The sequence below is a fragment of the Salinigranum salinum genome, assembly GCF_009176545.1.
In the GTDB taxonomy this organism is placed as follows: domain Archaea; phylum Halobacteriota; class Halobacteria; order Halobacteriales; family Haloferacaceae; genus Salinigranum; species Salinigranum salinum.
In genome coordinates this window covers 399,357-413,388 of sequence record NZ_VTOJ01000001.1, presented here as the reverse complement: position 1 = coordinate 413,388, position 14,032 = coordinate 399,357, and the positions used below count along the sequence as shown (strand labels likewise).

The 14,032-nt window shown below is 68.9% G+C and carries 16 protein-coding genes and 1 tRNA gene; 7 read left to right on the top strand and 10 right to left on the bottom strand.

Going from position 1 to position 14,032, the window contains the following annotated elements:
- Positions 1 to 284: 284 nt before the first annotated feature.
- A tRNA-Pro gene (locus FZP69_RS01960) sits at positions 285 to 357 on the bottom strand.
- 131 nt (positions 358 to 488) lie between these two features.
- Between FZP69_RS01960 and FZP69_RS01955 the strand changes: the two genes are divergently transcribed.
- Both FZP69_RS01955 and FZP69_RS01950 read left to right on the top strand, forming a co-directional pair.
- Positions 489 to 1,487, top strand: coding sequence for a hypothetical protein (locus tag FZP69_RS01955; RefSeq protein WP_152039711.1), 999 nt, complete (start codon positions 489 to 491; stop codon positions 1,485 to 1,487).
- Positions 1,488 to 1,711: 224 nt separating this feature from the next.
- Positions 1,712 to 2,371, top strand: a complete 660-nt coding sequence (locus tag FZP69_RS01950; protein WP_152039710.1) for a CRISPR-associated protein Cas4 — start codon at positions 1,712 to 1,714, stop codon at positions 2,369 to 2,371.
- 60 nt (positions 2,372 to 2,431) lie between these two features.
- On the opposite strand, the gene FZP69_RS01945 is transcribed toward FZP69_RS01950, so the two are convergent.
- The 3 genes from FZP69_RS01945 to FZP69_RS01935 are packed head-to-tail and all read right to left on the bottom strand — an operon-like array spanning position 2,432 to position 3,851.
- Positions 2,432 to 3,061: an L-threonylcarbamoyladenylate synthase gene (locus FZP69_RS01945; RefSeq protein WP_152039709.1), complete on the bottom strand. Its 630-nt coding sequence runs from the start codon at positions 3,059 to 3,061 to the stop codon at positions 2,432 to 2,434.
- 21 nt (positions 3,062 to 3,082) lie between these two features.
- On the bottom strand, positions 3,083 to 3,592 hold the full coding sequence (locus FZP69_RS01940) for a redoxin domain-containing protein (protein ID WP_152039708.1): 510 nt from the start codon (positions 3,590 to 3,592) through the stop codon (positions 3,083 to 3,085).
- A 1-nt stretch (position 3,593) separates the two neighbouring features.
- Positions 3,594 to 3,851: a glutathione S-transferase N-terminal domain-containing protein gene (locus tag FZP69_RS01935; RefSeq protein ID WP_152039707.1), complete on the bottom strand. Its 258-nt coding sequence runs from the start codon at positions 3,849 to 3,851 to the stop codon at positions 3,594 to 3,596.
- A gap of 114 nt (positions 3,852 to 3,965) precedes the next feature.
- Here FZP69_RS01935 and FZP69_RS01930 point away from each other — a divergent pair, with 114 nt between their 5' ends.
- On the top strand, positions 3,966 to 5,357 hold the full coding sequence (locus tag FZP69_RS01930; protein WP_152039706.1) for a hemolysin family protein: 1,392 nt from the start codon (positions 3,966 to 3,968) through the stop codon (positions 5,355 to 5,357).
- Between the two features lie 49 nt (positions 5,358 to 5,406).
- A complete protein-coding gene (locus FZP69_RS22275; RefSeq protein ID WP_192918424.1) occupies positions 5,407 to 5,745 on the top strand; it encodes a hypothetical protein in 339 nt (112 codons plus the stop codon).
- Here FZP69_RS22275 and FZP69_RS01920 read toward each other — a convergent pair.
- Positions 5,731 to 6,930: an inorganic phosphate transporter gene (locus tag FZP69_RS01920; protein WP_152039705.1), complete on the bottom strand. Its 1,200-nt coding sequence runs from the start codon at positions 6,928 to 6,930 to the stop codon at positions 5,731 to 5,733. The genes FZP69_RS22275 and FZP69_RS01920 overlap by 15 nt on opposite strands.
- Positions 6,931 to 7,101, bottom strand: a complete 171-nt coding sequence (locus FZP69_RS22270; protein WP_192918423.1) for a DUF7859 family protein — start codon at positions 7,099 to 7,101, stop codon at positions 6,931 to 6,933.
- Between the two features lie 184 nt (positions 7,102 to 7,285).
- Here FZP69_RS22270 and FZP69_RS01915 point away from each other — a divergent pair, with 184 nt between their 5' ends.
- Positions 7,286 to 8,329, top strand: coding sequence for an ArsR/SmtB family transcription factor (locus tag FZP69_RS01915; RefSeq protein ID WP_152039704.1), 1,044 nt, complete (start codon positions 7,286 to 7,288; stop codon positions 8,327 to 8,329).
- A 617-nt stretch (positions 8,330 to 8,946) separates the two neighbouring features.
- Here FZP69_RS01915 and FZP69_RS01910 read toward each other — a convergent pair.
- Complete coding sequence (locus FZP69_RS01910; RefSeq protein WP_152039703.1) at positions 8,947 to 9,465, bottom strand: metallophosphoesterase; 519 nt, start codon at positions 9,463 to 9,465, stop codon at positions 8,947 to 8,949.
- Positions 9,466 to 9,602: 137 nt separating this feature from the next.
- Here FZP69_RS01910 and FZP69_RS01905 point away from each other — a divergent pair, with 137 nt between their 5' ends.
- Entirely contained in the window at positions 9,603 to 10,547 is a 945-nt protein-coding gene (locus FZP69_RS01905; protein WP_152039702.1) for a cation diffusion facilitator family transporter, read from the top strand.
- Positions 10,548 to 10,752: 205 nt separating this feature from the next.
- On the opposite strand, the gene FZP69_RS01900 is transcribed toward FZP69_RS01905, so the two are convergent.
- From FZP69_RS01900 to FZP69_RS01890, 3 genes are all read right to left on the bottom strand, one after another.
- Complete coding sequence (locus FZP69_RS01900; RefSeq protein ID WP_152039701.1) at positions 10,753 to 10,971, bottom strand: hypothetical protein; 219 nt, start codon at positions 10,969 to 10,971, stop codon at positions 10,753 to 10,755.
- A gap of 85 nt (positions 10,972 to 11,056) precedes the next feature.
- On the bottom strand, positions 11,057 to 12,079 hold the full coding sequence (gene ltaE / locus FZP69_RS01895; protein WP_152039700.1) for a low-specificity L-threonine aldolase: 1,023 nt from the start codon (positions 12,077 to 12,079) through the stop codon (positions 11,057 to 11,059).
- Positions 12,080 to 12,251: 172 nt separating this feature from the next.
- Entirely contained in the window at positions 12,252 to 12,542 is a 291-nt protein-coding gene (locus tag FZP69_RS01890; protein ID WP_152039699.1) for a GYD domain-containing protein, read from the bottom strand.
- Positions 12,543 to 12,701: 159 nt separating this feature from the next.
- Here FZP69_RS01890 and FZP69_RS01885 point away from each other — a divergent pair, with 159 nt between their 5' ends.
- Complete coding sequence (locus tag FZP69_RS01885; protein ID WP_152039698.1) at positions 12,702 to 13,832, top strand: aminopeptidase; 1,131 nt, start codon at positions 12,702 to 12,704, stop codon at positions 13,830 to 13,832.
- The last annotated feature ends 200 nt before the right edge of the window (positions 13,833 to 14,032 follow it).

Sequence of the window (14,032 nt, the reverse complement as noted above, 5' to 3'; positions counted from 1 at the left end):
AGTGAGACCGCCCGGATTCGAACTGGGCCGAGACCTCACTCCGTTCGGCCTCGTCGAGTTCGAATCCACCACTGCGGTTTTTCCCCAAGTTTTTGCGAGGGAGCGAAGCGACCGAACAAAAAGTGGGATGGGACCGCCCGGATTCGAACCTCGCCCAGACGTGCTCGCTCACTCCGTTCGCTGCGCGCGACTGGTCTGGTTCGAATCGCGGGGTCTTCCACGCACCGCGAACTCGTGGGGCTCGCGCACGCTTCGCGGCGCTCGCTGGAGAGTTCGCGTAGAAGTGGGACCGCCCGGATTCGAACCGGGGTCACGGGCACCCAAGGCCCGAAGTATACCAGGCTAACCCACGGTCCCGCGTTCGTACGTGGGCCTGCGCAGGTGTAAAGCGCTTTCGTTGCTCCCTCTCGGGCCCTGCACAGGGCTGGGCGGGTCTCCGAACCGATCGAGACACAAGATATGTATGTCGGGCTACACGACCGCCGCCCATGGAACGTCGACCGTTTCTCGCACTCCTCACGGCAGCGGTCGCCGGGTGCAGCGCCACCGACCGGCCGACGGAGATGTCGACATCGCGGGAGACGCGAACGGCGACAGCGACGCCCGAACCGACCGAGACGCCGACGGAGACACCGACTGCGACGCCCGAACCGACAGAGACGCCGACGGCGGCCGAAGCGGAGGCACGCGAGGCAATCGACGAGGTGCAGTCGACCCTCGGGGCGGTGGTCGAACAGTACCGTGGCAACGCGGAGACGATGCTCGCGGTGGACGCGTCGACCGTCGGCTTCGAGGAGGGGAACGTGCTGGACGGTGCCGCCGAGGCGAAACGCGAGACGGAGCGGGCACGCGATCGGGTGGTGACGGAGGGACAGGAGCGGACCCTCGAGCGACTCGTGACGGTCCGCCGGTTCCTGCGGGCGGCCGCGGAGACGCAGGTCGCGCTCGTCGGGGCGCACCGCCACCTGCGGGAGACCCGCGCCGCGCTCGCGAACGAGAGCAGCGAGGCGGCCGAGGCGTCGCTGACCAGGATGGACACGGAGCGACGGATCGCGCAGGCACCGTACACGACGCTCGTCGAGGAGACGAACGCCGAGGCGATGGCCGCCCTCTCCGCGCTCGACGCGTCGACGTACCGCGCGAAGCGCGAACAGTTCGACGCCGAGATGCGCGCGTTCGGCGACCTGCGCGGACCGCTCGACCAGTTCCTCGGTGCGGTGAGTACGCTCGAAGCCGCGGCCGCGTTAGCGCAGAACGGATCGACGGAGACGGCCGAGGACCGGGCCGAGACGGCGGTCGAACGGTTCGAGGCGGCCGAAGAGTCGTTGGCCGCGTTCGCCGAGGGACTCGACACGCCGGCGGACGCCCTGGCTCCGATCGCGCGCGACCTGCGCGGCCTGGCGGACGAGAAGGCGACCGCGACCCGGAGTCGCTTCGATCTCTCCGACGGCGGGACGACCACCACGTCCGCGACCGACGCGAACTGAGCGACGGAGCGAGACGACGAGTCGGTGCGATCCCGTCTCCGTCGTCGGTCGACCGACGCGGGCGTGCAGTCGAAAGGAGGGGGTCGTCGATTCCGCGAACCTCGGACGAGAGCGGCCGAAACACGCAGCCCGTGCACCGAATGGTGTGTGCGAACACACCCGTGTCGGGACCGTTTCCGGTCGACCGAGGGTTCAAACGTGAAGAGGCGGCCACCCGTCCGTGGATGCCGACGTTCACCGACCTCTCGCGGGCGGCGTTCTGCCCGCGACAGCTGTACTACGCCCGGCGCGACGGGGACGACGGCCCCCCGGAGACGGCGCGAGCACGGCAGCGGCTCGCGTTCGAGTACGCCAGCCTCCGCGAGGCGAGCGACGCACGGCTCCGCGCCGAGCCGATCGATCTCGCGCCGAGCGACTACCGGACAGCGCTGGATCGACTGGCCGGCCGCGACGACTGGAGCGCGCTCTGCGAACCGCGTTCGACACACGTCGCGCTGGAGGGAAAGGACTGCCACGGGCGGGTCCACAAGCTGATCGACACGGCCGACGGCGTGGTGCCGACGCTCGTCTCGCCCGGCAGTCCACCGGAGCACGGAGTGTGGGAACCGCAGCAGGTCCGGGCGGTCGCGGCTGCGAAGGCGCTATCGTGGGAGCGAGGCGAGTCCGTCCCCCGCGCACTCGTCGAGTATCCGGCACACGCGGTCGTCCGAACCGTCCGGCTGACGACGCGCGCGAAGGCGACCTACCGCCGAGCACTCCGCGCGGTCCGGGCACTCGACGGGCCGCCACCACGGCTGCGCGACACGTCGAAGTGCCGTGCCTGTGACTTTCGAACGCAGTGCGGCGTCCGGACGCGGTCGATGCGATCGCTGCTCGGCCTGTGAAACGAGGACACGAGACCGAGAGGCGGACCGAGACGGAGATGGAGGTGGGAGGCCGCCCCGTCACTCCACGTCGCGTTCGCCGGCCGTCTCGGCCAGCCACGCCTCGACGGCGTCGGCGTGGGCCCCGCGCCGGTGGACGATACCCCGCGAGGGGTCGACGACGGTGCTCTCGGTCCCCGGCGTCTCGCCGCCGTCGAGGACGACGGCGCACGCGTCGCGGACCTGCGGGGAGAGCTCTGCGACCCGGCGGACGCTCCCGCTCCCCGAGACGTTGGCACTGGTCGCCGTCACGGGCGTCGGGGCGACCCGCCGGAGGAGCGCGAGCGCGAGGTCGTGGTCCGGGATGCGGACGCCGACGCGGTCGCGCCCCGCAGTGAGTTCGCGCGGGAGCGACGGGTCGGCGGCGACGACGACGGTCACGGGGCCGGGGAGGAACGCGTCGACGAACCGCTCGTCACGGTCGGTGAGTCGCGTGTACCGCCGGGCCGTCTCGACGTCGGGGACGCCGAGCGAGAGTGGTTTCTCGCGGGAGCGACCCTTGCAGTCGAAGACGCGCTCGATCGCCGCGGGGCTGGTGGCGTCGGCACCGAGACCGTAGACGGTCTCCGTCGGATAGACGACCAGGTCGCCGTCGGCGATGGCGCTGGCCGCCCGGTCGAGTCGGTCGTCGTCGGCTGAAGTGTGGGTCACGGTCGGGAACGAAGCGGAAGGTCAGACGAGCGCCTCGATGGCGTCTTCGACCGCGTCGTAGTCGGGGAAGTCGGGCCACTCGCTGGCGACCCAGGCGTACGTGACCATGCAGTCGCCGTCGAGCAGGAACACGGCGGGGCGCGGTTCCTCGACGCCCGTCATCCCGTCCAGCGGGTTCTCGATACCGTACGCCGTCCCGACGCCGTTCGCGGGGTCCGAGAAGAGCTGGTAGTCCATCTCCCGCTCGTCGACGAACGTCTTGTGTTCGTACGGCGTGGAGATCGAGACGCCGACGACCGTGAGGCGGTCGCCCCAGGCGCGGTCGCGGAGCTCGTTCCAGATGTACGTCGCGGGGAACGCGCCGTCCATCGGGTAGAAGACGAGACAGACGGGGCCCTCGGCGGTGAGATCCGAGAGCGAGACGTCCTCCCAGTACTCGTCGTTCACCAGTGGACGGGTGAAGTCGGGAGCGGTGTCGCCGACGTCGACGTGGTCGGTCTCGGGGAGGTCGACCACATCGAAGTCGACCATCTCAGGCACCCTCCCCGTAGGTCTTCGTGAGGTAGTCGACGATGTTCGCCGACTCGGACATCGTCACGCCCGTGCGCTCGTCGACGATTGCGGGGACGGTGCGTTTGCCCGAGACGCGCTTGACGACGTTCCGGTCGCCGTGCATCGGTTCGACGAATCGCGACCGGTAGTCGAGGTCGTACTCGTCGAGTGTGCGGACGACGCGCTCGCAGAACGGACACGCCTGGAGCCGGTACAGGGTGATCTGTGGCTCGCTCATGAGTCGAGTTTCGAACGTGAACGGCCTAAGCGTGTCGCAACCGAACGGGCCCGCTGCACGGCGGTCCCGGATGGACAACTCTTAATTTCACGCCGGAGCAATGAGAGGTGTTGCATGGGTTTGTCGCTGCTCTCAACGGTCATCATCGCACAGACCGGCCCCGGTGGGCTGGCTGACGCGCTACCGATCAACGACACGACCGTCACCGTCGGCGGAGTCGTGGCTATCGTGCTCCTCATCGGACTCTCGGCGTTCTTCTCCTCGTCGGAGATCGCGATGTTCTCGCTCGCGAAACACCGCGTCGACAACATGGTCGAGGAGGGCGTGCCGGGTGCCGCGGCGGTGAAGGACCTGAAGGAGGACCCCCACCGCCTCCTGGTGACGATCCTCGTCGGGAACAACATCGCCAACATCGCGATGTCCTCGGTCGCGACGGGGCTGTTCGCCCTCTATCTCTCGCAGGGACAGGCCGTCGTCGCGGCGACGTTCGGCATCACCGCGCTCGTCTTACTGTTCGGCGAGTCCGCCCCCAAATCGTACGCCGTCGAGAACACCGAGTCGTGGGCGCTCCGCATCGCCCGCCCGCTCAAACTCTCGGAGTACGTCCTCTTCCCGCTCATCGTCGTCTTCGACTACCTCACGCGGGTCATCAACCGCGTTACCGGGGGACGGTCCGCGATCGAGACGACGTACGTCACCCGCGACGAGATCCAGAACATGATCCAGACGGGCGAGCGCGAGGGCGTCATCGAGGAGGACGAACGCGAGATGCTCGACCGCATCTTCCGGTTCAACAATACGATCGCCAAGGAGGTGATGACGCCTCGACTCGACATGACCGCCGTCCCGAAGGACGCCACCCTCGACGAGGCCATCGAGACGTGCGTCCAGTCCGACCACGAGCGCGTCCCCGTCTACGACGGCAACCTCGACAACGTCATCGGCATCGTCAACATCCGCGACCTCGTCCGCGAGAAACATTACGGCGAGGGGACGGCGCGGCTGACCGACATCGTCCAGCCGACGCTGCACGTCCCCGAGTCGAAGAACGTCGACGAACTGCTCCAGGAGATCCAGAACGAACGGATGCAGATGGTCGTCGTCATCGACGAGTTCGGCACCACCGAGGGGCTGATCACCATGGAGGACATGGTCGAGGAGATCGTCGGCGACATCCTCGAGGGCGACGAGGAGGAGCCGTTCGAGTTCCTCGACGACGGTATCTGTCTCGTCCGCGGTGAGGTGAACATCGACGAGGTGAACGACGTGCTCGACCTCGACCTCCCCGAGGGCGAGGAGTTCGAGACGCTCGCCGGCTTCATCTTCAACCGGGCCGGCCGCCTCGTCGAGGAGGGCGAGGAGATCGAGTACGACGGCGTCGTCATCCGGATCGAACAGGTCGACAACACCCGCATCATGAAGGCACGCATCACCCGTCCGTCCGGGGACGAGATCGACTCCCAGGGTGACGTCGACGACGAGACCGAAGCCGAAGTCGAGAGCTGAACGCGCGGAAACTCAACGTTTTTGTCGCTCGCCCGGCCAACCCCGGTCGATGACGGAGTCCTCCACCGCCAGAGCCAGTGACGAGCGACGTGACCGCCGCCTGCGAATCGTCGCCGTCGTGCTCGGCGCGTTCGTCCTCCTCTACAGCGTCGTCGTCGCCCAGCAGATCCTCGCGGCCGTCGCCCTCCTCGTGTGGGTGTTCGGCATCTACCTCGCCTGGCGGTTCGTCCGCGCACACGAACGGATCGCCGCCGCCGCGGAGACGATGGCGACCGCCGGGCGGCGGGAGCCGGCCGAGGCGACGGGGAGGGGGACGGAGACGAGGAGCGGAACCGCAGCCGGGACGCCGCCGATAGACGACGAAGCGACCGACTCAACCGAGGAGTGAGTCGACGATCGTGAACGAGCCGTAGCCGAGTCCGAAGGCGAGTACGAGCGAGCCGAGCCACGCCAGCACGGTGTACCCCATCTTGGCCGCGCTGACGCCGCCACCGCTCTCGTCGGCGGCGGCGTAGCCCGAGCCGATGATCGCGCTGACGATGATCTCGTTGAACGAGACGGGGATGCCGAACGCGACGGCGGCCTGGGCGATCGCGAACGAGGGGATCATCGCGGCGATCGACCGCCGCGGTCCGAGCGAGGAGTAGTCCTGCGCGAGCGCCTTGATCATCCGGGGTGCGCCCGTCCACGATCCGACGAGGAGACCGAGTCCGCCGCCGGCCAGCACGGCGGGGAGGGGGAGGGCGACGACGTCCAGCAGCGGGACGAGCGGGCCGATGGCGAGGCCGACCTGCGAGCCGCCGGCCGAGAAGGCGACCAGCGCGCCGAGGACGAGGAGGAAACGGCGCTGACCGCGCTCCTGGCTGTCGGCCATCTCGCGGGCGAGTACGACGACGACGAGCACCGACAGGACGAGCGTGACGGCGAGCCGGCCGACGAGCGGCGACCCCGGGAGAGCGGCGGCACGCGTGACCGTGCCGGCGATGGATCCGGCCCCGTCCGGTCCGGGGAGGATCGCGAACTCGACATTGGCGACGATGGCTCCGACGAGGCCGGCGAGGAACGGAACGGCGAGACGTTCGGGGACGTCGTCGTTGCGCAGGAGCCTCGCGGTGGCGTAGGCGACGCCACCGCCGACGAACGGCGTGAGCACCCAGAGCGCGCCGATCTCCCGGTACTTGGCCCACGCGGGGTCGCCGCCGAGCGCGAGGCCGACCCCCACCACGGCACCGGTGACGGTGAAGGCGGTGGCGATGGGGTAGCCGGCGAAGACGCCGAGAGCGACGAGCGCGGCGGCGACGAGGAGCGCGACGATCGCGGCGGTCGCGGTGAGCGTCGCGTTCGCGACGAGCTGGGTGCCGACCGCCTCCGTGACGTTCGCACCCTGGAGGACGGCCCCGAGAAAGCCGAGGACGCCGACGACGAAACCCGCCCGCATCACGGAGATGGCGTTCGCGCCGACGGCGGCGGCGAACGGGGTCGAGCCCGACGATCCCGCGCCGATGGCCCACGCCATGAACAGCGAAGCCAGCGCGGCGAGCAGGAACGTCGCGAGGGTCGCTGTCGCGACCATCTACTTCCCGCGGTAGGCGTCTTCGTAACCGTCGCGCAGGTTCATGAGCGTCCGGCGGAGGTAGAGGTAGCCGAAGAGCACGATCAGGAGGAGCGAAACCACGAGAACGGCCAGAACGGGGTCTCCCGTGATCGTGTCGACGACTCCAGCCGCAGGCGCGACGGGGAGCATGTACGGCGCTTTCCTCGGCGGAGGTAAAGCCGTTTCGGGACTCCGCCGGGACTCACGGGGGACCGGGCACCGGACGGAAGACCGGCCGAGGGGCGCTCCGGGGAACGGCCCCGAGAGCGGCGAAATCGATCGACTGCAGGGGAGAGACAAAACTCATAGGTGCGGGGTCGAAACGGTGTCGACGATGGCCGGTCTGTTGCCCTCCAAACCCGACATCGACCCGAACGAAGAACCGCGGGTCGTCGGCCTCGACTCGGACGCCGCCGACGAACTGATCGACGCCCTCTCGTCGACGACCACTCGGAAGATCCTCGCCGCCCTCCACGAGGAGCCCGCCTCCGCCTCCGCCCTGGCCGAGCGTGTCGACACCTCGATACAGAACGCCCAGTACCACCTCCGCAAACTCGAGGACGCCGGTCTCGTCGAGGTAGGCGACACGGTCTACTCCGAGAAGGGACGGGAGATGAACGTGTACGTCCCTGCCGACCGCGCCCTCGTCGTCGTCGCCGGACGCGAGGAGGAGACGACGGGGCTGAAGGCGGCGCTCTCGCGTCTCATCGGCGGGATCGGCGTCCTCGGTCTCGCGAGCGTCGTCGTCGACCGGCTCGCCCGGCGCGGGCTCTCGGTCGGCCTCGGTGCCGGCGGAGAAACAGCGGAGGGAGGCGGCGCGGGCGGTGGCGCGGCCACGACCGACGGGGACACGCCGACGCCCGAGGCGCAAGCGGGAGGGGACGGGGGTGCCGCGGCGACGCGGACGCCGACAGAGACGGCGATCGTGACCGAGGCCGAACCCGAGACGACGACCGAGACCGCGACGGACGGCGGCGGCTTCGACATCGCCGAGGCGACCACGACCACGACGGGTCCGACGGACGCGGCGACGGCGACGCCGGCACCGAGCGGGACCGGAACGCCAGTCGAGACCGCGACGCCGGCACCGAGCGCGACGGAGACCGCGGCTACAACGCTGACCGAGACGGCGACCCCGGCACCGACGGCGGTCCCGACCGAAGAGCCGACCTCGGCGGTGGCGCCGACGTCCACGCCGGCGTCGACACCGACCGAGCCGTCACCGACCGCCGACCTCACCGTGGAGACGGTCGAGACGGTGGCCGCGACACAGCCGTCGCTCCTCGACGGCATGGCGACGTCTCCGGGGCTGCTCTTCTTCCTCGGTGGGACGACAGTGCTGCTCGGCGGGTTCGCCGTCTGGTGGGTCACGCGGTAGCACGTGTCGTGGAGCGGAGAGTAAAACGACTGTTTGAGTCTTAGATGCCCTCTTGAGACGGAAGGTCGTAGTAGGGAGTGCGCCCGGTTCGGTCCCCGCTGACGATTCCGCCCTCCACCACGTGCCCTCCCCACCGCTGTCGACGACCGACCGGGTGCGAACGTCCGTCTCCGTCGTCACCACGATTCGCACCAGTCGCGACCTCGACCGGTACTGATCTCTCTCCTCGGCCTCGTGGCCTCCGACCGGGCCGCATCGATCCCCCCTCGACCGCCGCGACTCGTCACCACGAGTCCGACCGGGCCGACCGGCTCCTCCGACTGGCACTGATCATTCCGGGAGTCGCCCGCCGCGGGCAGCCGACGGCACGTCGGGACCACCGTCGTCCACGCGCGTGGTCCCGGTCCTCGGGAGGCTCAAACGCTTCTTTGAGGATTGGGTGTCTTCTTGTTCCCGGCCGCCCTATCCGAAGGTGCGCCCGGTCCGGTCCCCCAAACTCTGCCCGTTCGGCTCAGCCCTCCCGTGCGCTCACGCTCCACAACGACCGGCCGGGTGCGAGCTCCTGTCTCTCGCCCGGACGGTGGGGTCGTCTCCGTCGCCGCCGCTGTTCTCGCCGCTCACCGTCGATCGCCGCCCAGCGTCGCCTCCTCGAACACCTCACCGTCCGGCGTCACGAGTCGACAGCGCAGGCCGTCGGCGACGGCGTCGATCTCGGCGTGGCCGGGTCGGTTCCCTCGCGGCTGCGCGTGGCTCCCCGGGTTGAGCAACGTCACGGGGCCGGAGACGTCGAGCGTCGGTCGGTGCGAGTGACCGAAGACGACGACGTCGGCGTCACGTTCGCGACCGAACAGCGACAGCGCGGTCGGTCCACCCTCGCGGGTGTGAGTGACGGCGAACTCGACCCCGCGGTAGGTGAAGTTCCGCGCGGGTGGGAGTCGGTCGCGGATGGCCTCGTCGTCCGTGTTCCCGTACACGCCCAGGAACTCCGCCGAGACGTCCCGGAAGGCGTCGAGGACGGGCTCGCGGTTGAAGTCGCCGGCGTGGACGACCAGGTCGGCAGCGCGGACGGCCTCCAGGGTACGCCCCGCGAGTCGGTGGTCGGTCCGGGCGTGCGTGTCGGAGACGACGACGAGCATACCGGGGGTAGGGGTGGGCGGTACAGGAAGATACCGGAGCGAGAGCCGAAAGTGGGCCCGGCCTGAGCCGCGTCGTCGGCACGACCGGGAGGGCCGGGACCCAAAACAGGTAACACGCGCCCGCGACTCCGGATCGTATGGGCAGTAGCACCTCCGTCGTCCTCGCCGCGCTCGTCGCGAACGGTGCCATCGCGATCATGAAGTTCGTCGGCTTCCTCCTCACGGGCAGCCCGTCGATGCTCTCGGAGACGTACCACTCGGTCTCCGACACGGGCAACCAGGTGTTCCTGCTCGTCGGCATCAAGTACAGCGGCCAGGACGCCGACCGCAGACACCCGTTCGGCTACGGCAAGGCGCAGTTCTTCTACGCGTTCCTCGTCGCCGTCCTCCTGTTCGGGATCGCGGGGTGGGAGTCGCTCAAACACGGCTACGACGCGGTGTTACACCCGGCTCACGGCGGTGGCGGCGACCCCTTCACCCTGTTCGGAGCCACGATCGACCCGTTCTTCGTCAACGTCGTCGTCCTCGTCGGCGCGATCGGCTTCGAGACGTACGCGCTCGCGAAGGCCAACGCGGAGCTCCAGCGACAGATCACGGAGTACGGCTGGTCGGGGATCCCCGAGGCGTTCAGGAAGACCAGCGACATCACCACCCTGACGGCGTTCACCGAGGACGCCATCGCCCTCGGCGGTGCGGCGATCGCGCTCGTGGGGATCGTCCTCACGCGAGTGACGGGCAACCCCATCTACGACTCGGTCTCGGCGGTCATCATCGGGCTCCTCCTGATGGGCTTTGCTCTCGCACTGGCGTGGGAGAACAAGCGCCTCCTCATCGGCGAATCCCTCCCGAAAGAGGTCGAAGAACGGCTACGAGAGGCGATCCGGAGTCACGAAGGGGTCACCCACGTCGACCGCTTCGGGACGGTGTTCTTCGGCCCGGGGAACGTCGTCGTGACGGCCGACGTGAGCTTCGCCGACGACCGCGACACGAGCACCATCGACGACGACATCTCGGCCATCGAGGAGACGATCCGCGGCCTCGACAGCCGGGTCGGGATGGTGTTCATCGAACCCGAGGTGTGACGGACGCGGTGGGAGTGCCGAGGGGTGCCGGGTACCAGGGAGTCGCCAGGGACCCGTCGGGGAAGCGACCCGCGGTCGGAGCGTGCCGTCGCTCGGGCGTCCTCGCTTCCGCCGGACACGTCCGGCGCGACGATCCCTCATCCACGAACAGTCCGCTGCCCACGAGCAGTTAGTCACCCACGACCGGTCAGTCGCCCACGACCGGTCAGTCGCCCACGCCGACGACGACCCCGATCCCCAAGAGGACGATGACCCCACCCCAGCGCCTCGCGCGTCGTCGGTGCCGCCGTTCGGCCTCGGCGGGGTTCTCCCGCCACGACCGGGCGGACGAGAAGTTCCGGAGGTACGGATTCATCGGCCGCAGGACGCCGGAGAGTCCGAGCAGGATCATCAGCACACCGACGCCGACGAGAGCCGTGTTCACACGGACGGGTGGGTCGCATCCGTGATACGTCTTCGGCCGAAAGCCGCCCACAGGCCGAGCAGTGCGGGACCACGCTGGGACAGTGTCAGGCGAGCGAATCGGCAGCAGCCGCGATCCGCTGGACCGCCTCCTCGACGTCGGCGCGGGAGACGTCGAGGTGGGTGCAGAGGCGGGCCGAGGTTGCGTCCCGCGCGTTGAACGCGACGCCCCGCTCGCCCGCGGCCGCTTCGAGGCCGGGAGCCGACAGCCCGTCGGTCGAGAGCAGCACGATGTTCGTGTCCGGCTCCGGGACTGAGAGCCCCGGGAGGTCGTTCAGGCCCGTTGCGAGCGCGCGGGCGTTCGCGTGGTCTTCCGCGAGCCGTGAGACGTTCTCCAGCGCGAGCAGACCCGGCCCGGCGATCATCCCCGCCTGCCGCATCCCGCCGCCGAACAGCTTGCGGAGCCGGCGCGCGCGTTCGACGAACACCTCACTTCCGACGAGCACGGAGCCGACGGGCGCGCCGAGCCCCTTCGACAGACAGAACAGCACGCTGTCGACGGGCGCGACCATCTCCGAGGGGTCGGTGTCGAGGGCGACGCAGGCGTTGAACAGCCGCGCGCCGTCGAGGTGGACCGGCACGTCGAGGTCGTGGGCGGCGTCGGCCGCGGCCGCGATCCGCTCGGCCGGGACCGCGACTCCGCCCCGACTGTTGTGGGTGTTCTCCAGACAGAGGAGACCGGTTCCGGGGCGGTGCAGCGACTCCGCCACGTAGGCGTCGCGGACCTGCTCGGGCGAGGGGACTGCGCTCGGCCCCGCGTCGACCATCCGAGCCTGAACCCCCGAGAGATCGGCGACGCCGCCGAGTTCCCACTTGACGACGTGCGCCTGTTCGTCGACGACGAGTTCCTGTCCGCGGTCCGTGTGGGTGCGGACGGCCACCTGGTTGCCCATGGTGCCCGACGGGACGAACAGCGCCGCCTCCATGCCCAGGAGGTCGGCAGCACGGCGTTCGAGTTCGTTCACTGTGGGGTCGTCGCGGTAGACGTCGTCGCCCACCTCGGCGTCGCGTGCGGCGTCGCGCATCGCGTCGGAGGGCCGAGTGACGGTGTCCGAGCGGAGGTCGATCATGGTCGTACGAATCGGTCGAGCGACAAAGCGGTAGTGGTCGACGGGTGCGGGGGACGGTGGCCGAACGACGGGGCGCGGGTCAAGGGGAGAGCCACCCGATCGAGTTGCGTGGGCTCGCGGCGAGAGGAACCCGATCCGGAAAAATCGGCGCAAACCGTGCGACCGTGACGCCTCAGAGCGAGTCGATGATGTCGCGGTATTCGTCCTCGGTGAACGCCTTCAGCGTCTCCGTTCGGATCGACCCCCCGCTGGCGACCTGTAGCGTCGCCCTCGCGTAGGACTCGTCGTCCGGGAACTTCGAGACGACGACGATGTCGTGTGCGCCCATCGTCATGAAGAAGTCGGTTATCTCGCCGCCGTGTCTGCTGAAGACCTCCTTCGCCTGCTGGAGGCGCTCGGGACTCCGTTTCGCGTTCGTGATCCCCTCTCCGGTCCAGTCTACCAGCGTGATGTACGTGGCCATTGGTCTCTCCGCCTCGCGTGAGCGGGCGAGGTCATACACGTTCTATAATGATATACCAGTTTCTCTCCTCCACGAGTCTGTCAGGGGAGGCGGAACGTGTGTCGATAGAGGGGAGAGGACCGTCGAAAGAGGCATACATCACGGCGAACAGGGAGGCGTATGGATCCACGCATCCGCGAGCACGCGGAGATCGTCGCCGACCACTCGACCGGGATCGAGGCGGGCGAGAACGTCGTCATCGCGATGCCGAAGGAGGCCGAGGAACTCGCCGTCGCGCTCCACGAGGTGGTCGGGGACCGCGGCGCCAACCCCGTCTACCTGAACAACTCCGAACGCGCGTCGCGGGCGTTCCTGCGAGCGCGGGCCGACGACAGTGAGACGGAGACGGCAGACGGCGAGCGCGAAGACGAGCGCGCGTTCGAAACGCCCTCGCACCAGCTGGCGCTGTACGAGGAGAGCGACGTGGTCGTCGTCGCCCGGGGCGGCGCGAACGTGAGCGAACAGTCCGACGTCGCGCCGGCGACGACGGCGGCGTACCGGCGGGCGATGCAGCCCGTCCTGAAGGAACGGCTCTCGAAGCGGTGGTGTCTCACGCAGTTCCCCACGAGCGGGCACGCCCAGCTGGCGGGGATGAGCACCGAGGCGTACGAGAACTTCGTCTGGGACGCCGTGGGGCTGGACTGGGACGCCCAGCGCGAACACCAGGCCGAGATGGTCGAGATCCTCGACGGCGCGGACGAGGTCCGCATCAGGTCGGGCGAGGAGACCGACGTGACCATGTCGATCGCCGGGAACACGACGTTGAACGACTACGGCGAGAAGAACCTGCCCGGCGGCGAAGTGTTCACCGCACCGGTCAAACACTCCGTGGAGGGCGAGGTCCACTTCGACATGCCGCTCTACCGCCAGGGCCGGGAGATCGAAGGGGTCCGCGTCCGGTTCGAGGAGGGTCGCGTCGAGTCGTACTCGGCGGAACGGAACGAGGACGTCCTCGACGGTGTGTTCGACACCGACGACGGTGCACGCTACCTCGGGGAACTGGGGATCGGGATGAACCGCAACATCGACCAGTTCACGTACAACATGCTGTTCGACGAGAAGATGGGCGACACGGTCCACATGGCCGTCGGTGCCGCGTACGAGGAGTGCGTCGGCGAGGAGAACGAGGCGAACGAGTCGGCCGAACACGTCGACATGATCGTCGACATGGCCGAGGATTCGGTGATCGAAGTCGACGGTGAGGTGGTCCAGCGCGACGGCACGTTCGTGTTCGAGGACGGGTTCGAGTAGTCTCTGCTGTCGGTCGATTCAAGGTCGTTTTGGTCCAGGTTTTGCCGAGCGAGCGAACGGAGTGAGCGAGCGAGGGAAAAGCTGGGACGCGCACGTTCGTGTTCGAGGACGGGTTCGAGTAGTCTCTGCTGTCGATCGATTCCAGGTCGTTTTGATCCAGGTTTTGCCGAGCGAGCGAACGGAGTGAGCGAGCGAGGGAA

Bases quoted from the DNA above. Each gene is read 5' to 3' on its own strand.
- FZP69_RS22270 (WP_192918423.1), bottom strand. From the start codon at position 7,101: ATGCTCCCCGTCGCGCCTGCGGCTGGAGTCGTCGACACGATCACGGGA.
- FZP69_RS22275 (WP_192918424.1), top strand. From the start codon at position 5,407: ATGACGGAGTCCTCCACCGCCAGAGCCAGTGACGAGCGACGTGACCGC.
- FZP69_RS01940 (WP_152039708.1), bottom strand. From the start codon at position 3,592: ATGGTCGACTTCGATGTGGTCGACCTCCCCGAGACCGACCACGTCGAC.
- FZP69_RS01935 (WP_152039707.1), bottom strand. From the start codon at position 3,851: ATGAGCGAGCCACAGATCACCCTGTACCGGCTCCAGGCGTGTCCGTTC.
- FZP69_RS01905 (WP_152039702.1), top strand. From the start codon at position 9,603: ATGGGCAGTAGCACCTCCGTCGTCCTCGCCGCGCTCGTCGCGAACGGT.
- FZP69_RS01915 (WP_152039704.1), top strand. From the start codon at position 7,286: ATGGCCGGTCTGTTGCCCTCCAAACCCGACATCGACCCGAACGAAGAA.
- FZP69_RS01885 (WP_152039698.1), top strand. From the start codon at position 12,702: ATGGATCCACGCATCCGCGAGCACGCGGAGATCGTCGCCGACCACTCG.
- FZP69_RS01890 (WP_152039699.1), bottom strand. From the start codon at position 12,542: ATGGCCACGTACATCACGCTGGTAGACTGGACCGGAGAGGGGATCACG.
- ltaE (WP_152039700.1), bottom strand. From the start codon at position 12,079: ATGATCGACCTCCGCTCGGACACCGTCACTCGGCCCTCCGACGCGATG.
- FZP69_RS01910 (WP_152039703.1), bottom strand. From the start codon at position 9,465: ATGCTCGTCGTCGTCTCCGACACGCACGCCCGGACCGACCACCGACTC.
- FZP69_RS01955 (WP_152039711.1), top strand. From the start codon at position 489: ATGGAACGTCGACCGTTTCTCGCACTCCTCACGGCAGCGGTCGCCGGG.
- FZP69_RS01920 (WP_152039705.1), bottom strand. From the start codon at position 6,930: ATGGTCGCGACAGCGACCCTCGCGACGTTCCTGCTCGCCGCGCTGGCT.
- FZP69_RS01950 (WP_152039710.1), top strand. From the start codon at position 1,712: ATGCCGACGTTCACCGACCTCTCGCGGGCGGCGTTCTGCCCGCGACAG.
- FZP69_RS01930 (WP_152039706.1), top strand. From the start codon at position 3,966: ATGGGTTTGTCGCTGCTCTCAACGGTCATCATCGCACAGACCGGCCCC.